Source organism: Streptococcus sanguinis (assembly GCF_003943735.1).
Classification (GTDB): domain Bacteria; phylum Bacillota; class Bacilli; order Lactobacillales; family Streptococcaceae; genus Streptococcus; species Streptococcus sanguinis_E.
This window is the reverse complement of sequence record NZ_RJMV01000011.1, coordinates 13,322-37,883: the sequence shown is the minus strand read 5'-3', so window position 1 is coordinate 37,883 and position 24,562 is coordinate 13,322. Positions and strand designations below refer to the sequence as shown.

20 protein-coding genes are annotated in these 24,562 nt (G+C 44.3%); 2 read left to right on the top strand and 18 right to left on the bottom strand.

All coding sequences use genetic code 11. The annotated features are described in order from the left end of the window. Positions 1-9: 9 nt before the first annotated feature. The 17 genes from D8877_RS09985 to pbp1b form a co-directional block, all read right to left on the bottom strand. A complete protein-coding gene (locus D8877_RS09985; RefSeq protein ID WP_125353215.1) occupies positions 10-975 on the bottom strand; it encodes a class I SAM-dependent methyltransferase in 966 nt (321 codons plus the stop codon). 81 nt (positions 976-1,056) lie between these two features. Continuing rightward, complete coding sequence (comGG, locus tag D8877_RS09980) at positions 1,057-1,449, bottom strand: competence type IV pilus minor pilin ComGG (RefSeq protein ID WP_125353213.1); 393 nt, start codon at positions 1,447-1,449, stop codon at positions 1,057-1,059. Further along, on the bottom strand, positions 1,430-1,867 hold the full coding sequence (comGF, locus tag D8877_RS09975; protein WP_002927109.1) for a competence type IV pilus minor pilin ComGF: 438 nt from the start codon (positions 1,865-1,867) through the stop codon (positions 1,430-1,432). The genes comGG and comGF overlap by 20 nt, the downstream gene beginning before the upstream one ends. Further along, on the bottom strand, positions 1,851-2,144 hold the full coding sequence (gene comGE / locus D8877_RS09970) for a competence type IV pilus minor pilin ComGE (protein WP_048771942.1): 294 nt from the start codon (positions 2,142-2,144) through the stop codon (positions 1,851-1,853). Before comGE ends, comGF begins: the two co-directional genes overlap by 17 nt. Then, positions 2,110-2,544 (bottom strand): competence type IV pilus minor pilin ComGD, encoded by a 435-nt coding sequence (comGD, locus tag D8877_RS09965; RefSeq protein ID WP_048771939.1) that lies wholly within the window; start codon positions 2,542-2,544, stop codon positions 2,110-2,112. The genes comGE and comGD overlap by 35 nt, the downstream gene beginning before the upstream one ends. After that, positions 2,504-2,821, bottom strand: a complete 318-nt coding sequence (gene comGC / locus D8877_RS09960; protein WP_048771936.1) for a competence type IV pilus major pilin ComGC — start codon at positions 2,819-2,821, stop codon at positions 2,504-2,506. The genes comGD and comGC overlap by 41 nt, the downstream gene beginning before the upstream one ends. After that, complete coding sequence (gene comGB / locus D8877_RS09955) at positions 2,821-3,855, bottom strand: competence type IV pilus assembly protein ComGB (RefSeq protein ID WP_260468727.1); 1,035 nt, start codon at positions 3,853-3,855, stop codon at positions 2,821-2,823. Before comGB ends, comGC begins: the two co-directional genes overlap by 1 nt. Beyond that, positions 3,785-4,726, bottom strand: coding sequence for a competence type IV pilus ATPase ComGA (gene comGA / locus D8877_RS09950; protein ID WP_002927124.1), 942 nt, complete (start codon positions 4,724-4,726; stop codon positions 3,785-3,787). Before comGA ends, comGB begins: the two co-directional genes overlap by 71 nt. Before the next feature lie 130 nt (positions 4,727-4,856). Continuing rightward, the gene (locus D8877_RS09945) at positions 4,857-5,237 is read right to left on the bottom strand and encodes a DUF1033 family protein (protein WP_125353209.1); all 381 of its coding nucleotides are present in this window, start codon (positions 5,235-5,237) and stop codon (positions 4,857-4,859) included. Positions 5,238-5,614: 377 nt separating this feature from the next. Beyond that, a complete protein-coding gene (locus D8877_RS09935; RefSeq protein WP_185760215.1) occupies positions 5,615-6,721 on the bottom strand; it encodes a family 8 glycosyl hydrolase in 1,107 nt (368 codons plus the stop codon). 8 nt (positions 6,722-6,729) lie between these two features. After that, positions 6,730-8,040: a glycosyltransferase family 2 protein gene (locus tag D8877_RS09930; RefSeq protein WP_125341215.1), complete on the bottom strand. Its 1,311-nt coding sequence runs from the start codon at positions 8,038-8,040 to the stop codon at positions 6,730-6,732. Beyond that, on the bottom strand, positions 8,033-8,176 hold the full coding sequence (locus D8877_RS09925; RefSeq protein ID WP_002896778.1) for a hypothetical protein: 144 nt from the start codon (positions 8,174-8,176) through the stop codon (positions 8,033-8,035). Before D8877_RS09925 ends, D8877_RS09930 begins: the two co-directional genes overlap by 8 nt. An 11-nt stretch (positions 8,177-8,187) precedes the next feature. Continuing rightward, the gene (locus tag D8877_RS09920; protein ID WP_125341216.1) at positions 8,188-8,976 is read right to left on the bottom strand and encodes a hypothetical protein; all 789 of its coding nucleotides are present in this window, start codon (positions 8,974-8,976) and stop codon (positions 8,188-8,190) included. Further along, positions 8,969-10,126: a non-hydrolyzing UDP-N-acetylglucosamine 2-epimerase gene (wecB, locus tag D8877_RS09915; RefSeq protein WP_125341217.1), complete on the bottom strand. Its 1,158-nt coding sequence runs from the start codon at positions 10,124-10,126 to the stop codon at positions 8,969-8,971. The genes D8877_RS09920 and wecB overlap by 8 nt, the downstream gene beginning before the upstream one ends. A gap of 762 nt (positions 10,127-10,888) precedes the next feature. Beyond that, complete coding sequence (gene rpoC / locus D8877_RS09910) at positions 10,889-14,536, bottom strand: DNA-directed RNA polymerase subunit beta' (RefSeq protein WP_125341218.1); 3,648 nt, start codon at positions 14,534-14,536, stop codon at positions 10,889-10,891. 40 nt (positions 14,537-14,576) lie between these two features. Further along, a complete protein-coding gene (gene rpoB, locus D8877_RS09905) occupies positions 14,577-18,143 on the bottom strand; it encodes a DNA-directed RNA polymerase subunit beta (protein ID WP_002910862.1) in 3,567 nt (1,188 codons plus the stop codon). 394 nt (positions 18,144-18,537) lie between these two features. Beyond that, positions 18,538-20,952, bottom strand: a complete 2,415-nt coding sequence (gene pbp1b, locus D8877_RS09900; RefSeq protein ID WP_125353207.1) for a penicillin-binding protein PBP1B — start codon at positions 20,950-20,952, stop codon at positions 18,538-18,540. Positions 20,953-21,106: 154 nt separating this feature from the next. Here pbp1b and tyrS point away from each other — a divergent pair, with 154 nt between their 5' ends. Together tyrS and D8877_RS09890 are read left to right on the top strand one after the other, a co-directional pair. Then, entirely contained in the window at positions 21,107-22,363 is a 1,257-nt protein-coding gene (gene tyrS, locus D8877_RS09895; RefSeq protein WP_125341221.1) for a tyrosine--tRNA ligase, read from the top strand. A 91-nt stretch (positions 22,364-22,454) separates the two neighbouring features. Then, the gene (locus D8877_RS09890; protein WP_125341222.1) at positions 22,455-23,303 is read left to right on the top strand and encodes a putative RNA methyltransferase; all 849 of its coding nucleotides are present in this window, start codon (positions 22,455-22,457) and stop codon (positions 23,301-23,303) included. An 83-nt stretch (positions 23,304-23,386) separates the two neighbouring features. Here the strand turns inward: D8877_RS09890 and D8877_RS09885 are convergent, their stop codons facing one another. Next, positions 23,387-24,517: an ABC transporter ATP-binding protein gene (locus D8877_RS09885; RefSeq protein WP_111676967.1), complete on the bottom strand. Its 1,131-nt coding sequence runs from the start codon at positions 24,515-24,517 to the stop codon at positions 23,387-23,389. Positions 24,518-24,562 lie beyond the last annotated feature (45 nt).

Below are 24,562 nucleotides of genomic sequence, written 5' to 3'. Positions count from 1 at the left end.
ATCATTATATCAAAATTTTGTTTGAATTTCACTATCTTTGTACCAGTTTTGAAAACTTTGACGGAATTTAAACATTTCATCATGATCCTGCAAATCCCGCAGAGGATAGATAAAAGGCTGAATGTTATTCGCTTCTTGCTTCCTCAAGACAAAAAGGGTTTTGGCATGCTTGCTGCTTGAGAAAATAGACTCTGGCAAGGTTATCATCGCGATAAACTGAGCCTTGGCGAGGAGCCATTTTTTCAGCAACGGTGCTTGAGCGCTGGTCAAGAGGTCATTCGGCGCCAGAAATATAGCATAACCACCTGGCTTTAGATATTTGAGCGACTGCTCCATTAGAAGATGATGGGCATAAGTGTGCTCATCCAAACTAGCCACTTCATAGCGAGAGGCGATACTGTCGTCCGGATAATAACCGACCGGTAAATCACTGATAATGATATCACTCTCTTTCAGAACCTGAGGCCGAACTGCATCCCCCTGAGCAAAGTGAGCCTTGGAGTTCATAACCTCTGCAATACTGGCAGAAAGGTCGATTAATAAATCATCTAGTTCCAGACCTAGGTAGTCAATCTTCCTTTGGGTATGATTGAGAATAGTTTCAGCTAAATTTCCGGTTCCGCTGCCGATTTCTAATACATCAGCTTCCTCTCCGTGAGCTAGCTGGTCCAATAAGAAAGTAATCAGAAAACCAATTGTGTCAGGTGTGAATTGATGATTGACCTGCATGGGTTCCGTCTGGGCAGCCTTCATCAGGATAAACTGATAGACTCTCCGCCACTCTTCCTTGGTCAAATGCAGAGCGCGGATTTTTTCATCATTGGTCAGAACCTCTTGTAAGTCTGTATCTCCATCTAGGTAAATGCCGTTCTGCTCAATCAGAGCATCGTAAAAATTGGTCGCCAGAGCGTTTTGGATATTCTGGACGTTTTCGAGAATCAGAGTATAAGCTTGTTCTATCTTTTCAAAATTCATGGAATCCTCCGTTCATCCTATCATACCAAAAATAAGGCCCCTTTCCAAGATATATAAAATTACAAAGATTTTACAGTTATATTAGTCCGACTTACCAGCTTTGTCCGAAACCGCTTTCTCCTTTTTCTCAGTTGCTTTCTTGTCTTCCTTAGCTTTCTCTTCCTCCTTCTTAGAAATGGTAAAAGTAAAGGAATAGGAATGCCCGCTGCTGAGCTGACTGCTGATTTCCAGTTCCTTCCCTTTCTTACGGTAGACCGCCTTGCCCTGCTCAAACTCCATCTCACCGCTATCATCCTTGGCTGTAGCTTTTGTCAGAACTGCCATTGCATAGGCTTCCGTCCTTTCCCTGTTGAAAAGCTGCAAACGCTGACTGCTGACTTGACGGTTGAGATAAAACTGCAGGAGCAGGCTAAAGACAGCGGCCATCAATAGCGCATACAGTAAAATCCCAGCCTCAACTTTCTTCTTCCACACGATAGACGAACTCCCTCTCTAAGCCTTTTTCAAAGCGAAAATGAAGATGGACAAGCTTACCGTCCTGACGGACGTCAGCTGCTTCTAAACCATAAATCATGGGCTGGTAGCCGCGACCACTCTTATCTGTTTTACGGAAATCATCGCCCTTGGATTTACCCAAGGCCAAGTCCCTGCCATCTTGTCTGATGTAGATTTTATTGTCTTCTACCTTGTCAAATTGACTTCGCGAAAGCTCCGTCTCCAGTTGGTCGGTAAACAAAAGCCACTCTTGCTGCTGATTGTTTTCCTGCTGATGCAGTTCTGAAGATAAGAGCTGGGTCATGGCCTGAAAGACTAACACACCGCCACTGAGAACCAGCAAGGCTACTAAAGCCTCCAAGAGAGTAAAGGCCTTGACTTTAAGGTTTTTGGACACGAATAACTACCTCCCCTTCGTGATAGACCAGCAGCTGCTTATCTGTCTTAAGCTGACGCACTGCAATTCCATTGATATGAAGCTCTTCTTGTCCTGTTTGCAGGGCCATACGAGCTACCCGAAGCACCTCTTCCTGCTGCAGAAGGATCTGCTGCTCTTTACGAGACTGGCTAATCTGTCCCAGAAGCAGACTGGCAATAGCCGCAAAAACTGCCATGGCTACCAGAGCTTCCAGCAGAATGCTAGCTTGAAGCTGTCGTCTTTTTAAACTTACCATTGCCCATATAAAGCTGGTAAACAACTGTCCTGTCCTCCGTCTGAAAAGTAATTTTGCTGAGTGATGAATTCCCACCAGCCCGGTCAAACTGAATGACCTGCTGCTCATGTTCCTGCAAAGTTTGTGGAAAGTCCAGCTCTTGATAGCCATTGGAAATCTGACGTCCCGAAATCTTGAGAGAAAGCTTCTCATGACCGGCTAAGCTCAGCCTCTGCGTCTCCTGGTAGAGCCGCTCAAATTCTAAAAAGAAGAGTTGCTCTTGAACTTGATTGAAGCCAGCCCTCACCGAGCCAGATAAGCCTAGTAGTAGAAAACTAACGACAAAAAGAGCGAGGAGACTTTCCAGCAGCGTAAAAGCCTTAATTGGCAACCACTTGAGTTTCGCCACTGTGTTTTCCATAGTAAGCCTTATATGAATCCGCCTGCTTCTGGCTGATATTTCCTGCGCTGACTAGCTTGCTTAGGCTAGCCTTTTCATTGGTATTCTTCAGTTCATACAGCTCCGCCTGGCTTTCTACTACCTTGACCACCGCTGCAGTTCCTGTATCTGAAACAGCATCTTTTTGCTTGGTCAGATTAGGCACAAAGAGCAGCAAGAGTACGCTGATAACCAGCAAGACAATCAGCATTTCCACAAGGGTGAATGCTTGAACTTTTAAGGTATTAAGTTTTTTCATTACAAATGAACCTCCATATTCTGATAAATGGGCAAGAGCATTGCCGCATAAAGTAAAACAATCACTAAGGCAACAAAAATAAATACTAGGGGCTGAATGAAATTCATGGCTCGGTTGATACGTAGGAAAAATTCCTCCCATGTCTTTTCAGCATAGACTTCCAGTTCACTCCCCAGCTTGGACTTGACCTCACCATACTCGATCATCAAGGACAATTCTTTCTTAAAGAAAGGATAGCTCGCCACCTTGTCCGCATAGCCTTGACCGCCTTGCAAAGCAGCAGCCATATCTTCTCCTATTTCCTGAAAGAGCTGGGAAGGCTGCTCCTGCATAATCGCAAAAATCTGACTCAGTTCCAAGCCCTGACCAATCATATTTCCCCATTCACGAGCATAATAAGCGGTCAAGTAAGCCTGTACCAAACGTCCAATAAATGGCAGAGCTGCTAGTTTGCTGAAAAAACGAATCTTGGATGACTTTCGATAGTAAAAGACAGCCAATGAAACCAAGACAGCTAAAGCAAAGCTGCTCCACAAAAAGATCTGAGGCAGGTGATTAATCAGCCGGGTAGCTAGATTCTGGCTGTCTAATTGAGGCAGAAGATAGTTGCGCAAGCCCAGCATGATAAGGACCAAAAAGCCCAGCAGCATGAGAGGATAGGTCCCTACCTCTATCAATTTTTTCTTAACCTTGGACAGATTTTCCAGATAGGCCTCAATTTTGCCCAGACTAAGTGTCAGATTGCCATGCAGCTCAGATAAGGAAAGCTGGGTTACAACGCTGTCGGAAAATCCCAGTCGACTGACAATCTCTGAAAAGGACTGACCAGCTGACAAGCCTGCCCGCATTTCTGCGACATACACTTCCTCCAACAAGGCACTTCGTCTCAGAAAGTCTACAATCTCTGCTAAGTGAAAACCGCTGCTAAAGAGATTATGAAAGAGCTCAATAATCTTTTTCTGCTTAGGCGTAGACAATTTTTTCTGTCTGCCTTTGCTCAGCACTGATATGTCCTTCTGCAAAAAGCTGATCAATCTGCTGATTCCAGACTGCGGCTTCGTGCTCTTGATAGTTTTGACTGACAAAATCAACGACACCTCCTCCCCCAATTAAACGCTGGTAACAAACACCTTGAAGCACCATTCTTAGCTCGTCCTCACTAACGTCTAATTCCAAAAGCCGCTCATAGACACCGCGAACACTCTTGGCATGAATCGTTGAAAAGACCGTAGCTCCGGTCAAACTTGCCCGAACCACTGCCCTAGCTGTCTCTCGATCACGGATTTCCCCGATAATCAAGAGATCCGGCCGATGTCGCAGAGACAGCTTAATCAGACTGTCATAAGTCATGCCAATGGTTTCGTTCAGCTGCAGCTGCAGCATAGCCTCTTGCTTAATTTCAACCGGATCTTCAATTGACATAACCTGCTGGCCAGAAAATTTGAGCTGAGCCAAATGATACATCAAGGTCGTCTTGCCGCTGCCGACTGGTCCTGAGAATAGATAGAGGCCGCGAGCCTGAATTTTCTTGCGCAGCTCCGGCAATTGCTCAAACCAAAAGCGCAGCTCCCTGTCTTCGTCATGAAGGAGTCGGATAACCAGACTTTCAAAACCACGGTAATCCCCAACTGTCGACAGCCGGATTGAAACCTTGGCTTCCTCGCAGTCATAATCGCAAGACCCAAGCTGACTGCGGCGCTTCTCTCCAACATTCATACCTGCGACAAACTTAAAGTGGCTGATAACAGCTGACAGAAGCTCGAAATCATAAGTCTTTATAAAACGACGTTCATCACCGATTCTCATATAAAGCTCATAGCAAGTAGTCTTAGGAATGAGGTAAATATCCTGCGCCCCCTCTTGCCGAGCCTGCCTAATCATTTCTTTTGCAATTTCTTGAACCATACATCCTCCTCACCTTACTATTCGCAAAAAATCCAGAAAAAGAAAAAAACAGCGGAAGAAACTTAACTTCTAACAAGTTAGGTCTCTTCTGCTGCTCTAATATCAGATTTGTAAAATATATTCTGTCGATTTAAAGAGGCTTAGCGGATTTTAGTTTAGTTGAGCAAGCTCGGTGCTTTTCAAGACCGTTCTGCTTAGTATAGCCCGGGCGGTATTTGCTTTTAGGAATCTTGCACTCATTCTCCAGCAAAAACAGAGAGTGGTATTGCTGAACATTCTCATCGCACTCCTCACACCAGCGCTGATCCTCCGGATCCCAAAAAATTGTCATTAAATCACTGCGGCTCTTATACAAAGGTGACTGGTCTGCCATTTGCAGCCAGCGGTTTTTATAATATTTAAGGGCTTCATAATAATCGTTGAACTGCTTCTTTGCAACAACATCTTCTTCCCAGCCATCCAGGAACCACCACGGTTCATAGTCCCCGTACATCTCAATTACACAATACATACTCGTCCTCTCTTTGTACCGTATATTATATATGAATTCTTTGACGAACAAAACTATTTTGCTCAGAATCAGAGAGCAAGAACATTATTGGAACGAAGACAAGCACATTACTCTTCATAATATGAAGATTAACATCATGGATGGTGCTCTTATCCATGCGAACAAATAGTGTCGGACCATTTACACATACGACAGGTTTCTCAATATCTAGAAACTGGATAAGTCCTGATTTTGCATAAATACAGGCTTTCTTTTGTAACGCTTTGCGAAATAAATCTCAATCCTTTTATTCAAAAAAGGATGAGACAAACATTATTCTGTCCCACCCTATTGTCTGCATGATCTTAAGCAAAATTTTCATCTTGCTTGTTTCTGCATTATAAAGTTTCTAAAGCAATCATTGTAGTCACAGCTGCGTCATAGTAATTATCTGACGGTAAGCCTTGCATGAAGAGATATTTATTCTGCTGCACTAATTTGCGGAATTCAATGTTGTTATTAGCCGCATAGAATACTGGAGCAGTAAAGCTGCCAGCCTGATTACTATTGAGAGCCTTCCCTTTCAGAGTGTAGCCCGCATAGATCTTTTCTTGACTGAGGAAGAAGTTTAACATCTTCTTCAGCATTTTTTGACTTTTTTCATCCTTGCTTTGAGCCAGGTTGTAAGGAAGTCGGCAGGCATTATAAGAATAATAGCCATCATTTGCAGACTCAACTGTATCAGCATCAGCTGCCCGAACTTTGTCACCGTCAACCCAGATAAAGTCTGGTATCAAACCAGTCTTATTATCAGCACTGATTGCTTCAAGTTTGCTAAGCATGTTATCTCGGATTGTCAGCCACTGCTTATCCTTTGTCAACTCATAGAAAGCTTGGAACTGCTGCGGCAATGTATCAGAAGTCCGCATGAGATTATAAAATTTCGATTCTGCATTTGCCCAGTTCCCAACCGTCAAAACACCGTTGCTTTCATTATAGTTATATGCCAAGACATCTTTCAGAATAGCCTGAGCCTGATCTTGGTATTCTTTCGCCTTGTCCGGCCACTGTTTAGCTGCCTGAATCAAAGCATAGGCAATGTAAAGATCGCCGTCTGTAGCATTGTTTTCGTCTTCATGATTGCTCTTACCATCCTTAATCGTCTGCTTCCAAGACATGAGCTGGGTATCTTTCAGACGATGAGCTAGATAATATTGGTAGAGCTTTTCAAAATCAGCCGAACTGGCATCACCTTGCTTAGCTGCATCCACAGCAATCACCATGCCATAACCCTGTGCCTCAGACAACACAACGTCTTCAGTCTTACTGTTTGTCGTCCTGATATAAGACAATTTGTCCTTGGTTACGACATATTCTTTAGACCATTGGCTGTATATCTTCTTTTTGATATTAGGAGTACTGCCCATACGGGTGTACAAGAGGATACTAGCCAAGACAGCCAGAATTATCACAAACCAAATAAATCTTAATCTTGTTCTTTTCACACTTTCTCCTAACCTGCAAATCGTTTTGTTTTAACCCACTTGGTTTCTTTCCGCTTCAAAATCTTGTCCAAGATAACAGATCCTACTGCGTCTAAAGAGACAACGATAAAGAGCTGAGAGTAAGTCAAATAGGACAAAAGGGCCAGCCAAATCTGTTTGGTTGTCGCCTGTCCAAACTGAGAAGCCAGGGCGATATTGATCTGCAAAAGATAAAGCAAAATCATCAGAAGCCAGTTAAAGAGCATCAGCTGGACGATATAGATATTCTGAGCATCAAAAGCGAAAGGAATCCGCACATCCGGTATAAAGAGCTGGGTAATCATCGCCGCTACATTGGCAAAGAAAACCAAGTCAGATAGGACAATCGCCAAATTGAACCAGAAGAAGATACAAGAATAATTAAACACTTCCAGTTTCACACGCCAGTTACCGCCGCTAAAAAGATGCTTGAAGTTGTCAATAACCACCTCATAATTCCCCTTAGCCCAGCGCTTACGCTGCAAGTAGTAGGACTTGAGGGTTTCTGGTTCTTGCTGGAAAGCCTCTGAGTTATAAGCCAAAGCAATCAGTTTGCCGCTCTGCATAATCTTAAAGGAAATTTCCGTATCCTCTGTCAAGGCACCATTTTTCCAACCACCAATACTCTTAACAAACTCAGTGTTAATCAAGAAGTTTGTACCTGGAATCCGTCCAATCTTGAAGAGATGCCACATACCTACGTGGTAAACACGCTGAGTTACAACGATTTCTTGGTTGATACAACGGGTCAGGAAGTTCTGGTTGGCATTACGGGTCTTATTGCGTCCAAAGGAAGCAACGTGACGTTCTGGATCTTCTAAAACTTTCTTAACTAGGAAGTAAAGAGCATTCTTTTCTGGCATGGCATCCGCATCGTAGACACAGATATATTCACCCTTGGCCATCTTCAGGGCATCATTCAGCACCCCTGCCTTACCTCCCGTACCTGTACGGTCTGTAATTATAACATTGCGTCCAGCATACTCAGGCATAGCCTGTACTTTCAGCATTTCCTGATAGGTATCGTCCGAGCAGTTGTCCGCAAAGAGCAGAACTTCCACTCGGTCATGAGGATAGTCCAAATCAAGAATGGCCTTAGTTGTCTGAGCGATAACCACATCTTCATTGTGGGCAGGGACAACGACTGTAACCATAGGATAATGTTCCAATGGGCTGGTATCCACGTTGAAGTCACTGCGTTTCATCCAGAAATGTACGGAAGAGCATAGAATAACCAAAGCCCAAGCCAGAGACATCCAGATTGAGAACAGGGTGATAATCATAATAAGCTGACTAATCATGACGAGTCACCGCCCTAAAATTTTTATTGACCCGATTGTAAATAACCAGATAATAAATGAAGAGGACCAAAAAGCTAATAGCAAAAAAGATACTTAGCACCATAGAGATGATAAAAAATACTTCTGTTAAAGACATGTGTTTACCTCCTAGTATTCTACGATAATGTCGGTTTCAAGCTGACGCTCCAGATTGCTCAAAGCGTCATCAAAATTATGGAATTTGTCAATGTTTTGAGCGTTCAATTTTAAACTGCCGGACTGAAACTGAATTTTTTGGTCAGTTTTCTTATTCTCAAAGTGCATCATCGTTAAATCGTCACGCACTTTCTCTTGGAAATATTCCTTGACTTCCTGATCGAGATCTTCTACCAGAACGAGAAAGTTACCATTGGATACATAGTAAACTGTTTCTACATTCTGGAAGTCCCAGTTAAGCAGTCGTAAAATTCTCTTGAGCATCCGCTTGTACTCCCGAGAGTGAATTTGATAAAAATGATGATTGTGTGCCCAATGGACCAGCAAAGCCTGAAAGGCTGGAGCTTGTTTCTGATTTACTTTCTGAACCATTTCTTCATAAGCCTCAGCAGCATCTTCACTGTCATCCTGCACTAATCCCAAGCGCTGATGGAGATAGAAATTCACTCGGCTGGTCAGCCAAGCACTGACAGGAAAGACATAAAGCAAGAAGAGAACTTGATTGTCCGGTAGATAGGTTACATCAAAGATCAAGATTAGAGTTGCGATAACCACACCCAGAATCATAGCCCATGTCACCAAGAGATCAGATAGGACAAAGACACTAAAAATACCTAATAAAATCAGCGCGATTCCGATATAAAATATGTTAGCTGCAAAATTCCAACTGTAGAAAAGAATTAGTCCAATTGCCAGTACAAAGACGGCTAATGATTTTTCTAGTCCTTTTTTCCTAAACATTTTTTACTCCTGTCTTAAATTCTTCCGGCCTAGCCGTCTGCTTAAAATAGTGGGCAATAGCTTGAGCAATCCGCTCAGAAGCCTTACCGTCACCATACGGATTGCTGGCTTGGGCCATTTCCTGATAGAGTGACTCATCTGTCAGCAGGGCTTCCATTGCCTCTGCTACTGCTTGAGTTTCTGTACCGACCAGCTTCAAGGTGCCGGCTTCAACTCCTTCTGGCCTCTCTGTTGTATCACGAAGTACCAGTACAGGCTTACCTAAGGAAGGCGCTTCTTCCTGTACTCCACCTGAGTCTGACATGATAAAGTAGCTTTTAGCTGCGATATTATGGAAATCCAACACATCTAAAGGCTCAATCAGATGAATTTTCTCATTGTCACTCAGAATTTCTCTAGCCGCTTCCTGAACTGCTGGGCTCAGGTGAACGGGATAGATAATTTCCACATCATCATGGGCATCTACAATCTGCCGTAGAGTTCGAAAGACCCTTCTCATTGGCTCTCCTTGATTTTCCCGGCGATGCATGGTCACCAAAATCATCTTGCGAGCTGGATTAATACGGTCAAGCACCTCGTGATGATAACCAGACTGGACGGTCAGCTTGAGAGCGTCGATAGCTGTATTCCCTGTCACAAAAACTGTTTCTGCCGGATGGTTTTCCTTGAGCAAGTTAGCCTTACTCTGATCCGTTGGCGCAAAATACAAGTCAGTCAAAGAGTCGGTCATCTGACGATTCATCTCTTCTGGGAAAGGAGAGTATTTATTCCAAGTCCGCAAGCCAGCTTCTACGTGGCCGATACGAACTTGATTATAAAACGCTGCAAGACTAGCCGCAAAAGTCGTTGTCGTATCACCGTGCACCAGCATAATATCTGGCTTATTTTCCTTTAAGATGTCATCTAGCTTATGCAAGATCTTGACAGTAATATCTGTCAGGGTTTGATTCTTCCCCATAATATCCAAATCATAATCAGGCTTAATCTTAAAAGTTTCAAGTACCTGATCCAGCATCTGACGATGCTGAGCAGTCACAACTGTTGTCGTTTCAAACAAGTCTGCCTGCTTCTTCAGTTCAATAACCAGTGGAGCCATCTTAATTGCTTCTGGACGAGTTCCAAAAACAACCATTACCTTAATTTTCTTCATTTTTCCTCACCAAAAATCAACATTGTTATATTAACTTTTTACTAAAAAATGTTTGTTTTAAGTAACCTTAGTTATTTTACCATCAAGCGTTTCAATAATCAAAGCATGAACTATTATTTTATACTTTCTTAATAGTAATTTACATGTTGGTAACTTATTTAAGATTATTTTAATTTTCTTAACTTAACTGTAACTTAAAATTGCTGAAATTTTTCGGTTTTCTCAAAAAAATAAATAAAAAGGAAAGAACTTATAGGCTTAAAGCCCTAATTTATGCAGAATTTTGTGTTTTTTACCTATATTTTTTAATCTTTATTCATTGTAATAAAATATTATTCTATTTGTAATCTAATTGTTTTCTATTCTTTATATTTCAAAATCCTCCCTTCGTGAATGAGCTAGCTAGATAAACGCCAGCTACTGTTCTCCACAATCTTCGACCACCACCATTAAAACCAACCTCCTCTTTTTTAAAATTTCAAACCTGCCCCTCCTACTATTTTAGGATTTTTAAAATAGTATAACCTAGCGCTATCATACTACAAAAAACCAGCTACCTCCGTGATTAAAAATAAATATGGCATCTCGCATCATAGAAAAACTGAAACAGGAAATCTTGAATATTTCTTCTATAGTCGTTGATCCATAAAGGAGAACTTAAAAACAACTTTCTAAGTATATTATAGGATAATATTTAGTTGCGAGCAAGAAATTATCGGCTGCAACAAAAAATCCCTCCCGATTTTCGGGAGGGAAAGTTCTTTATTTAAGAACAATATTTTCTTCAGTTTCAAATCCATCTGGCAGTTCTGTCACTTCGTTGATAATTTCAACTTCATTGACAGCCTGAGGTTCCAGATTGCGGTAGCGGGCCATACCAGTACCAGCTGGGATAATCTTACCGATGATAACATTTTCCTTGAGTCCGAGCAGATGGTCTTTCTTACCACGGATAGCAGCATCTGTCAGGACACGAGTTGTTTCCTGGAAGGAAGCTGCAGACAGGAAGCTATTTGTCTCAAGGGAAGCTTTGGTGATTCCCATGAGGACTGGACGGGCTGTCGCAGGTACACCACCTGAGATAACCACATCACGGTTAGCATCTGTGAAGTCTGTAATATCCATGAGAGTTCCCATGAGAAGATCTGTATCTCCTGGATCCATAACTCGCACCTTGCGAATCATCTGACGAACCATTACTTCGATGTGTTTGTCGCCGATTTCTACCCCTTGGCTGCGGTAAACTTTTTGTACTTCAGCAAGCAGGTAAGTTTCAACAGACAAGACATCGCGGACAGCCAGCAAGTGCTTAGGTTGGATAGAACCTTCGGTCAAGGTAGCACCGCGAGAGACTTGATCTCCCACTTCTACCTTCATGCGGGCTGTAAATGGCACTACGTATTCACCTTCGCCAGTTTGGCCTTTAACAAAGACCTTCTTGGTACGAGTAGATGCATCTTCTTCGATGGCAGTAACTTCACCCTTGACTTCAGTAATGACCGCTTCCCCTTTCGGATTGCGGGCTTCAAAGATTTCTTGGACACGAGGAAGACCTTGCGTGATATCGGTATTAGAGGCAACACCACCCGTGTGGAAGGTACGCATGGTCAGCTGTGTACCAGGCTCCCCGATAGATTGAGCAGCGATGGTTCCGACTGCTTCACCAACTTCAACCGCATCACCCGTTGCCAAGTTGATACCGTAACAATGACGGCAGACACCGTGGCGGGTGTTACATGTAAAGACTGAGCGAATCGTCACTTCGTCAACACCAGCATTAACAATCTCGCGCGCCTTGTCTTCTGTGATCAATTCATTTGGACCAATAATGACAGCACCAGTTTCTGGATGTTTAACCGTCTTCTTAGTGTAACGACCATTGAGACGCTCTTCCAGAGACTCGATCATTTCCTTACCTTCTGTGATAGAAGTTATGAGCAAGCCGCGGTCTGTACCACAGTCGTCTTCACGGATAATCACATCTTGAGCAACGTCAACCAAACGACGTGTCAAGTAACCCGAGTCGGCTGTCTTAAGGGCCGTATCGGTCATACCCTTACGAGCACCGTGGGTTGAGAAGAACATTTCCAGAACGGACAGACCTTCACGGAAGTTAGACAAGATTGGCAATTCCATGATACGTCCATTTGGCGCAGCCATCAGACCACGCATACCGGCCAACTGGGAGAAGTTAGAGATGTTACCCCGGGCTCCAGAGTCCATCATCATAACGATAGGGTTCTTCGGATCCTGGTTGGCAACCAAACGTTTTTCCAATTTCTCACGAGCTGCCCGCCACTCAGCAGTAACTGCATTGTAGCGTTCGTCATCAGTAATCATACCACGACGGAATTGTTTAGTAATTTGTTCAACACGCTTGTGGGATTCTTCAATAATCTCAGCCTTGTCTTCGACAACTGGGATATCAGCGATACCCACTGTCAGACCAGCCAAAGTAGAATGGTGATAACCCAAGTTCTTCAAGCGGTCAAGAAGAGCAGATGTTTCTGTTGTACGGAAGCGTTTGAAGATTTCCGCGATGATATTTCCTAGATTTTTCTTCTTAAACGGAACATTGATCTCAAGCTGTTCAATGACTTCCTTGACGTCTTGTCCTGACTCCAAGAAATACTTAGCTGGCACACCTTCTGTCAAGTTAGCATTAGTTGGCTCTTGCAGGTAAGGCAATTCCTCAGGCATAATCGCGTTAAAGAGGATTTTACCAACAGTTGTAATCAAAATCTTATGCTTCTGGTCTTCTGTCCAAGGCTTATTAAGGCTGTCGGTTGCAATACCAACACGAGTATGCAAGTGAACATAGCCATTGCGGAGAGCCATAACCGCTTCATCCATATCCTTGAAAATCATGCCTTCGCCTTCGCGGCCAGCCTCTTCCATGGTCAGGTAGTAGTTCCCCAAGACCATATCCTGAGACGGTGTTACAACTGGCTTACCGTCTTTGGGATTCAAGATGTGCTCAGCAGCCAGCATGAGGATACGAGCTTCAGCTTGCGCTTCCTCTGACAACGGTACGTGGATAGCCATCTGGTCACCGTCAAAGTCGGCATTGTAGGCTTCACAGACCAGCGGATGCAAACGAAGAGCTTTACCGTCAATCAGAACTGGCTCAAAAGCCTGAATTCCCAAACGGTGAAGAGTCGGTGCGCGGTTAAGAAGCACTGGGTGTTCCTTAATCACTTCTTCCAGAATATCCCAGATACGCTCATCTCCACGCTCTACCAAGCGTTTAGCAGCTTTCACGTTCTGCACAATATCGCGAGCAACGATTTCCCGCATCACAAACGGCTTGAAGAGCTCAATCGCCATTTCACGCGGCACACCACATTGATACATTTTCAACGTAGGACCAACGGCAATAACGGAACGACCTGAGAAGTCAACCCGTTTACCCAGCAAGTTTTGACGGAAACGACCTTGTTTCCCTTTAAGCATGTGGCTCAGGGACTTGAGCGGACGGCTGCCTGGTCCCGTAATTGGACGGCCGCGGCGACCGTTATCAATCAACGCATCCACCGCTTCTTGAAGCATCCGCTTCTCATTTTGAACGATGATACCAGGTGCATTCAGCTCAAGCAAGCGAGCCAAACGGTTGTTCCGGTTAATAACCCGGCGATAGAGATCGTTGAGGTCAGAAGCCGCAAAACGACCACCGTCCAGCTGAACCATCGGACGCAAATCTGGCGGAATAACCGGAAGGATATTGAGAACCATCCATTCTGGCTTATTGCCAGACTTGTAGAAGGCATCCAAGACATCCAAGCGACGGACAGCCTTGATCCGTTTTTGACCTGAAGCAGTTTTCAATTCTTCTTTGAGGACAGCAATCTCAGCTTCCAAGTCCACTTGTTTCAAGAGGTCTTGAATAGCTTCTGCTCCCATTTTGGCTACAAATGAGCCTGCACCGTACTCGCGTAAGCGTTCACGGTACTCACGTTCCGTCATGATTGACTTGTGCTCTAGCGGTGTATCCTTAGGATCAATCACCACATAAGCCGCAAAATAAATGACTTCTTCCAGGGCACGTGGGCTCATATCCAAAGTGAGACCCATGCGGCTTGGAATTCCTTTAAAGTACCAAATATGTGAAACAGGTGCCTTCAATTCAATGTGGCCCATACGCTCACGGCGAACCTTAGCACGAGTTACTTCAACACCACAGCGGTCACAGACGATTCCTTTGTAACGAATCCGTTTGTACTTACCGCAGGCACATTCCCAGTCCTTGGTTGGACCGAAGATCACTTCGTCAAAAAGGCCTTCGCGTTCTGGTTTCAGGGTTCGGTAATTGATTGTTTCAGGTTTCTTCACTTCCCCATAAGACCATGAACGAACCTTATTCGGAGAAGCTAGGGTGATTTGCATACTTTTAAAACGATTTACATCAACCACTATTTCTTACCTTTCTTCATTTTCTAATCAGTGTGTATTCTTATTCTTTTCCTTCAGCCTCAAAAGCTGCTTTGGCTTCTTGAGCTGCTTTTTCACGCGCTTTTTCAAGATCATCAACGTGGATCACATCATCATCTTCACCTTCGTCTAGGTCACGCAGTTCTACTTCATTGTCGTCTTCATCAAGAACGCGCATGTCCAGACCAAGAGATTGCAATTCTTTGACAAGAACGCGGAAGGATTCTGGCACACCTGGTTTTGGAATTGGTTTTCCTTTGGTAATAGCTTCATAAGCCTTCAAACGTCCGTTGACATCATCTGACTTGTAGGTCAGGATTTCTTGCAGAACGTTAGAAGCACCGTAAGCTTCCAAGGCCCAAACTTCCATCTCACCAAAACGTTGTCCACCAAACTGAGCTTTACCTCCGAGCGGCTGTTGGGTAACCATTGAATAAGGTCCTACTGAGCGGGCGTGGAGTTTGTCATCTACCATGTGGTGGAGCTTGATCATGTACATGACACCGACAGATACACGGTTGTCAAACGGCTCACCGGTACGTCCGTCGTAGAGAATAGTCTTGGCATCGCTGTCCATACCAGCTTCGCGGACAGTATCCCAGAGATCTTCTGAGCTTGCTCCATCAAAGACTGGTGTTGCAATATGGATGCCCAAGTTACGTGCTGCCATACCAAGGTGAAGCTCCATAACCTGACCGATATTCATACGAGATGGTACCCCAAGTGGGTTCAACATGATATCAACTGGTGTTCCATCTGGCAAGTAAGGCATGTCTTCCACAGGAACGATACGGGATACAACCCCCTTGTTTCCGTGACGACCGGCCATCTTATCTCCGACCTTGATCTTACGTTTTTGAGCGATGTAGACGCGAACCAGCATATTAACACCAGATTGCAGCTCATCACCATTAGCACGGGTAAAGATCTTCACGTCACGAACCACTCCATCGGCACCGTGCGGCACACGCAGAGAGGTATCACGGACTTCACGAGACTTGTCTCCGAAGATAGCGTGCAAGAGACGTTCCTCAGCCGAAAGGTCTTTTTCACCCTTAGGGGTAACTTTACCTACTAGGATATCACCTTCCTTGACTTCCGCCCCGATGCGGATAATACCCATTTCGTCCAGATTGCGCAGGGCATCTTCCCCTACGTTTGGAATTTCGCGGGTAATTTCTTCAGGGCCAAGCTTGGTGTCGCGAGTTTCTGATTCGTATTCTTCCAAGTGAACAGAGGTATAGACGTCGTCTTTCACTAGACGTTCACTCATGATAACCGCATCCTCGAAGTTGTAACCTTCCCATGTCATGTAAGCAACGATTGGGTTTTGTCCCAGGGCCATTTCTCCATTTTCCATAGAAGGTCCGTCAGCGATAAAGTCGCCTTTTTCAACGACATCGCCAACTTTCACCAAGGTACGTTGGTTGTAAGCAGTTCCCGAGTTAGAACGGCGGAATTTTTGAATTTGGTAAACATCAAGAGAACCATCTTCACGGCGGACTTCAACCTTGTCTGCATCCGCATAGGTAACCTTACCATCATGCTGAGCAATGACCGCTGCACCAGAGTCGTGGGCTGCTTGGTATTCCATACCAGTACCAACGTAAGGCGCTTTTGGATCAATCAAAGGCACAGCCTGACGTTGCATGTTGGCACCCATGAGGGCACGGTTGGAGTCGTCATTTTCCAAGAAAGGAATACATGCTGTCGCTACGGCAACTACCTGCTTAGGTGATACATCCATGTAGTCTACTTGGTCTGATGGGAATTCTTGGTTATTACCTTGGTGGCGTCCCATAACGATAGGTTCCGCAAAGCCACCTTTTTCATTCAGCTTAGAGTTGGCCTGCGCTACGATAAATTCATCTTCCTCGTCAGCTGTCAGCCAAACGATTTCGTTGGTTACTACACCAGCTTCACGGTCTACCTTACGGTAAGGCGTTTGAATAAATCCGTATTTGTTAAGGTGTCCATAAGAAGACAAGTTATTAATCAAACCGATGTTTGGTCCTTCAGGCGTTTCAATCGGACACATACGACCGTAGTGAGTATAGTGCACGTCCCGCACTTCATAACCAGCACGGTCACGTGTCAAACCACCAGGTCCTAAGGCAGACAGACGACGCTTGTGAGAAAGCTCAGACAGCGGATTGTGTTGGTCCATGAACTGAGACAACTGAGAAGAACCAAAGAATTCTTTAATAGCTGCAGTTACTGGACGGATATTAATGATTTGCTGTGGAGTTAGTACTTCATTGTCTTGAACACTCATCCGTTCGCGAACATTACGCTCCATCCGAGAAAGTCCAAGACGGACTTGGTTAGCCAAAAGCTCACCAACAGCACGAATACGACGGTTTCCTAAGTGGTCAATATCATCCACGCGACCGATGCCTTCAGCCAAGTTGAGGAAGTAGCTCATCTCAGCCAAGATGTCAGCTGGTGTTACAATCCGTACCTTGTCAGAAGGATTTGCGTTACCGATGATAGTTACAACGCGGTCTGGATCAGTTGGTGCCACAACCTTAAACTTCTGCAATTCTACAGGATCTGTCAAAACAGCTGAATCGTTTGGAATATATGTGATTTTGTTCAAGCCATTATCCAGCTGCTCTGCAATGCTGTCAATGACACTGCGGGTCATAACTGTACCAGCTTCAACCAAGATTTCTCCTGTTTCAGCATCTACCAATGGCTCTGCAATGGTTTGGTTCAGCAAACGTGTCTTGACGCTGAGTTTTTTATTAATCTTGTAGCGACCTACTGCTGCCAAGTCATAACGATGCGGATCAAAGAAACGCGCATCAAGGAGAGAGCGAGAGCTTTCAGCTGTCTTAGGCTCACCTGGACGAAGACGCTCATAGATTTCTTTCAGGGCTTCATCTGTACGAGAGTCCATTGGGTTCTTGTGGATATCTTTTTCAATGGTATTGCGCACCAAGTCGCTGTCACCAAAGATGTCCAAGATCTCATCATCTCCTGAGAAACCAAGCGCACGCACCAGAGTGGTAAAAGGAATCTTCCGTGTCCGGTCAATACGAGTGTAGGCAATGTCTTTTGAGTCTGTTTCCAACTCTAACCAAGCTCCGCGGTTAGGAATAACCGTTGAACCGTAGCCAACTTTTCCGTTTTTGTCAACTTTATCGTTAAAGTAAACCCCTGGAGAACGCACCAACTGGGATACGATAATCCGCTCACCACCATTGATGATGAAGGTTCCCATTTCAGTCATGATTGGGAAATCGCCAAAGAAGACTTCCTGAGTCTTGATTTCACCAGTTTCCTTGTTAATCAGACGGAAGGTTACAAAGATTGGCGCTGAGTAGCTGGCATCGTGGATACGTGCTTCTTCCAGCGTATATTTAGGCTCACGGATTTCATAGCCAACAAATTCCAATTCCATGGTGTCGGTAAAGTTTGAAATAGGAAGTACATCTTCAAAGACTTCCTTCAGACCATGATCCAAGAAATCTTGGAACGAATCCGTTTGGATTTCAATCAAATTTGGTAAATCAAGAACTTCCTTAATTCTTGAAAAACTACGACGGGTACGGTGTTTACCGTATCGAACTTCATGTCCTGCCAAGTTTTTACTCCTTTATGATAAGATACTAAGCCCTTGATAAAGCGAGAAGAAGCATATCTTTACCTCACGCTTTTTAGAGCGAGTTCTGTGAAATGTTTTCAGAGAAAAATCCTCTGTCATTTACAACGCTGCAAAACAGCCACAATCAGTCCCTTTTGTTTAATTTTCAGAAAAATTAAATTATGATTACATAACCCGTTTTTCCTAAAAATAGGCACAAAAAGAGCAGCTAAATCTGACTTATTCAAGTTTGATTTAACTGCTGTAAGCTTCTATTTGGACAATATTTCAAATAAAGCACACGACAAATTATTGTTATCATTATACCTTATTTAGCTAGAAATTGCAAGGATTTCATCCGCTTTCTGAAAAGTTAAAAACTGTTCTTGATGCGCTAGTTCCCCTGCCGATTATTATTGGAATTGGAGCTGGAATTAGAATTAGAGGTAGAACCGCCCAGTATAGCTGACCAAGCCTTCTGATAGTCCGCATCTGATGCCCCGATACCAAAGCGGTAGGTCGTGGTCGGAGCACCGTTTTTAGCCCAATAGCTAGGCACTGTCGGACCACTGAGATTAACAGAGCGGCCGTTTACCGTTACTGTACCTGGCTTTTCCCCTGTGGACTTGAGCACATCAGACTTAATGACACTTGGATCAAGAGTGAACTTATCACCAACACCCCAGGCATTTGGATCTGCCTGATAGATAGCATCTGCCATATAGGCCATGTAGGAGGCATTATTATTATAACCAGTCAACGCCGCCATAGAGCTATTATCATCATGACCAATCCAGCCTCCCAAAGTCATCTTAGGAGTAGAAAGCATCAGCCACATATCACCGTTGGTGTTGGTCGTTCCAGTCTTACCAATCCAGTCGGCTCCAGCCAAGGTTCCATTGACCTGACTGATTCTGGATTTATAGGTCGTAGTAGCTCCAGAATTGATAACTCCCCGCATGAGCTCCTGCATAATCGTAGCTGCTGCTGGACTGTATATCTGAACAGGGTTGGCCTTATGCTGGTAAATCACCTTCCCATCTCGGTCAGTGATTTTTTCAACCATGTATTTTTTCTGGTAGGTTCCATTATTAGCTAAAGTTTGGAAACCATTGGTGTGCTGAGCTACAGATACTTCGATGCCCCCGCCCATTGGGAGACTCTCAATGCTGTAGTCATCGATGTAATAACCCATTTTTTCCATATAGCCACGGACATTGACACCTTTTTCGCGTAATCCGCGGTAAGTCCAATAAGCCGGGATATTCCAAGAAGTATTAAGCGCTTCTTGCAGATCCATCATGGCTGTACCACGGCTGTCTACGTGCATAATCGGGTCACCGCTTGAAAAGTTAGTCGGATAATTAGAAAGAACGCTGGCGCTGCCCATCAGACCTTGGTCAATGGCAATTCCATAAGCCAGAATTGGCTTAATAGTCGAACCCGGCGACCGTTCCGTATCAAAGGCGTGATTGTTCTGATTGGAAGCGTAGTCTCTGCCGCCGACAAAGCCAATCACAGCACCGGTTTTATTATCCAAGAGGACATTTCCCACTTCAACTGCACCAGTTCCGTCATCCAAGATGCCGCCATAGTTGGCTACTGCATTTTGCATAGCGGTGTGGATGTTCTTGTTAATCGTGGTGGTAACAGTATAGCCACCATCGCTCAGTTCTTTAGCAGCTAATTCCTTGTAAGCCTTGACAGTGTCGTTGTTTTTCAGCTCTTGCTGAGAAACATTGTCCCGCTGAATCAAGTACTCGTACATAGTCTGCTGGGCTTCTTCGACCGCTGTGTAATAAAGGTAGCCATGTGAAGATTTTTCCGAGCTTTCAGACGGCTTGAAATCCTTGGTCAAGTCGTAGTCCTTGTAATCCTTGTACTCTTTCTCGCTTAGATGGCCCGTCCGATACATATTATAGAGCACATCCTTGGCACGTTCCAAGCCCAGAACCATGTCCCCTGCACTCTTGAGACTGCCATCCGCAGCATAAGGCGAATAAACAATCGGGCTCTGTGGCAAGCCAGCAATAAAAGCAGATTGGGGCACTGTCAAATCCTTAGCAGAAACACCAAAAATCCCTTGAGCAGCTTCTTCCACACCAGCGATATTCTGCCCCTTATTATTGCGCCCGAACGGCGAAACGTTCAAGTAGGTCGTCAAAATATCATCCTTGGACATGTAGCGCTCCAAAGCCAGCGCATCAACAATCTCCGCTGCTTTCCGCTTGAAGGTTGGCGCATCGCCCACTACCTGCTGCTTGATCAACTGCTGGGTAATGGTTGACCCACCGCTAGACGAGCCAACTCCAACAACTGAACCGAGCGTAGCCCGAAGCACAGCCTTGGGCACCACTCCGTTATGCGTCTCAAAATTCTCATCTTCTGTAGCGATAACAGCTTTTTTTACATTTTCAGAGATAGCGTCACTCTTAACCGGTATGCGGAGCAAATCATTGTCAACATCTGAAATCAAGCTGCCATCGGCATAGGTTAGCTTAGAAATGCCAGAGATATTATTCACCTGCTTGACTAGCTCTTCCTGCTTGGGCACTTCCACCTTACTGAAAAGACTAGCTGCATAGCCTACCCCAATCCCAGCACCGATTACGGCACCAAAGAAGATAAACACAAAAGCCATATTCATCAGAAGTTTAAAAGTCCGCAAGAAAACAGCAAAAACATCACCGATAGACCAGCCATTGTTGCCACTAACGATCTTCTTGCTCCATTCTGGAAGATGTATTTTTTTGATAAACTGCTGGGCTTTTCCCCAGAACTCTTTTAATTTCTCTATTATTTGTTCCAAGTTTGATTCTCCTTGTTATCTTCCCATTATACCAAATATCTATGATTTATTTCAAGGAAACATTGCTATTTAAAAGCTTTATGATACAATAGAGTAACATAAATTTAAAATATAGATAAGCCAATTTCTTGGCTTTTAGAATAGGAGAGACATGATGCACATTTTTGATGAGCTAAAAGAACGTGGCTTGGTATTCCAAACTACTGATGAAGCAGCTTTACGCAAGGCCTTAGAAGAAGGACAAGTCTCTTATTATACCGGATACGATCCAACCGCTGACAGCCTGCACCTAGGCCACTTGGTTGCCATTCTGACCAGCCGTCGCTTGCAACTAGCTGGCCATAAACCCTACGCTCTGGTCGGAGGAGCAACTGGATTGATTGGCGATCCATCTTTTAAGGATGCAGAGCGCAGTCTCCAAACCAAGGAAACCGTGGAAGGCTGGGTGAAATCTATCCAAAATCAGCTTTCTCGTTTTCTGGACTTTGAAAAGGACGATAATAAGGCCGAAATGGTCAATAACTATGACTGGTTCAGCAGCATCAGCTTTATCGATTTTCTGCGCGATGTTGGTAAATACTTCACTGTCAACTACATGATGAGCAAAGATTCTGTCAAGAGCCGGATTGAGACAGGGATTTCCTATACAGAATTCGCCTACCAAATCATGCAAGGATATGACTTCTACGTCCTCAATCAAAACCACGGCGTAACCCTACAAATCGGTGGTTCTGACCAGTGGGGCAATATGACAGCAGGTACAGAGCTCCTGCGCCGCAAGGCTGACAAGACTGGCCATGTGATAACCGTTCCGCTCATTACCGACGCTACTGGCAAAAAATTTGGCAAGTCAGAAGGCAATGCTGTCTGGCTCAATCCTGACAAGACTTCTCCTTACGAAATGTACCAATTCTGGATGAATGTCATGGACGCAGACGCTATCCGCTTCCTGAAAATCTTCACCTTCCTGTCCTTGGATGAGATTGAAGAAATTCGTCAGCAGTTTGAAGCGGCACCACACGAACGCTTGGCGCAGAAAGTCCTAGCTCGCGAAGTGGTCAGTCTGGTTCACGGTCAAGAAGCATATCAGGAAGCTCTCAACATCACTGAGCAGCTCTTTGCTGGAAATATCAAAAATTTGTCCGTCAAGGAACTCAAACAAGGTTTGCGAGGTGTGCCTAACTATCAGCTCCAAGCAGAAGACAACCTCAATATTGTAGAACTGCTTGTGACAGCCGGCGTGGTAAGCTCAAAACGTCAAGCCCGCGAGGATGTCCAAAACGGTGCTATCTACCTCAATGGCGAGCGCATCCAAGATTTAGACTATGTCCTCAGCACCTCAGATAAACTGGAAGACGAGCTGACAGTTATCCGCCGCGGTAAGAAGAAATACTTTGTCCTGACCTACTAAAGATAAAAATCCGATTACCTGAATCGGATTTTTCTATGTCTTACCAAAAAGAAGTCATTCAGCTATAAAAAACAATAGAAAGAGAGCAACTATGAAACCAAAACTTGCCCGCTTTGCTCAAGCTCCAGCTCTGGCCTGTCCGCTCTGCCAGCAAGGCTTGGCTATGGAAGAAAACAGCCTCAAGTGCGCCAATCGCCATTCCTACGACATCGCAAAATTCGGCTATGTCAATCTAGCTCCTCGGGCTAAACAAGCTAAAGACTATGACAAAACAAGCTTTCAAAATAGGCAATTCATCTTGGAAGCCGGCTTTTATCAGCATGTCCTAGACGAGTTGCAGGATCTGCTGCAGGATCTGCCTGAAGAACAGACCATTCTAGACGTCGCTTGCGGAGAGGGGTATTATGCTCGAAAAATTCAGGAAAAATTCCCCAACAAAGAAACTTACGCCTTTGATTTATCCAAAGATTCTATCCAGTTAGCTGCCAAAAGTGATCAGAGCCTTGCTGTAAAATGGTTCGTAGGTGATTTGGCACATTTACCCATTCAGGATCAAAGCATGGATGTCTTGCTGGACATCTTCTCACCAGCTAACTACCATGAATTTCAGCGAGTATTGAAAAAAGAGGGACTTATCATTAAAGTCATCCCAACAGAAAATCATTTGAAGGAAATTCGTCAAAAAGCTGCTCAATATCTGGACAAGAAAGATTATTCTAATCAAGATATCATCCAGCACTTCCAGAAACACTTTACGATCCTATCTAGAAAAACCGTAGAATCAACCCATACTCTGCATTCTGAGGAGAAAATTGCCCTGCTGCAGATGACTCCTTTACTCTTTCATGTTGAAAAAAATCTAATCAATTGGGAGCAGCTTACACATGCCACCATTTCAGCCGAGATTCTTATCGGAAAACTAAAACAAGAAAAAATCTGAACACCTTTCAGTAAAAAACGCTGTTATAACAGCCATTTTAAAAACGCAGACAAGCCTGTCTGCGTTCTTTATTTATCAATTAATTAATAGACTGTCTTTTCCGTCTCTGGATCAAAGAAGTGCGCTTTATTGAGGTCGAAGCCTAGGTCAATACCTGCACCAGTTTCTAGGTAATCCCGTGAATCTACACGCGCTACAAACTCACTAGAACCCACTTGGCAGTATAGATGAGACTCTGCTCCCAGCAATTCTGAAACAGAAATCTTGGCATGCACAACTGAATTCGGGAAAGTTTCCAAGAAAGCAGCTTCTGCATTAACATCCTCTGGACGAATACCGAAGATCAGCTCCTTGCCCTCGTAACCTTTCTCCCGCAGAACCTTGAGAGCTCCTTCTGGAACTGTCAAGCGCAGCCCTTCTGCGACAATCTCATTCCCTTCCAGCTTAACTGGGATGAAGTTCATAGCTGGGCTACCAATGAAGCCGGCAACGAACTTATTAACTGGGTTGTTATAGACTTCCTGCGGCGTACCAATCTGCTCCACTCGTCCAATCGTTCCAGTTCCAGCAGGATTCTTGGTCGCTGACATGATAACAATCCGGTCAGCCAGAGTCATAGCTTCAGTCTGGTCGTGAGTAACATAAATAGTTGTTGCCCCAATACGGCGGTGAATCTTGGCAATCTCCGCCCGCATAGAAACACGCAGCTTAGCATCCAAGTTAGACAGAGGCTCATCCATAAGGAAAACCTTTGCATCACGAACGATAGCCCGCCCCATGGCAACACGTTGACGCTGACCACCAGACAAATCAGCTGGCTTGCGTTGCAAGAATTCCTTCAAGCCTAGGATTTCTGCTGCTTCGTTGACCCGTTTTTCAATATCTTCCTTGCTGTACTTGCGCAGCTTGAGGCCAAAAGCCATATTGTCGTAGACAGTCATGTGCGGATAAAGGGCATAGTTCTGGAAGACCATGGCGATGTCCCGGTCTTTTGGAGCCACATCATTGACCACCGTACCGTCAATAGAGGCAGTTCCTTCAGTGATGTCTTCAAGACCTGCAATCATACGCAGCGTAGTTGATTTTCCGCAACCGGACGGACCGACAAAGACGATAAATTCCTTGTCCTTGATATCTAGATTGAAGTCTTCCACTGAGTAGTGGTCGCTGTTGGGATATTTTTTATAGATATTTTTCAGATTTAATTCGACCATAATAAGCCCCTTCTTTTGAATAAAAATATTTTCTTTTAAGCTCTC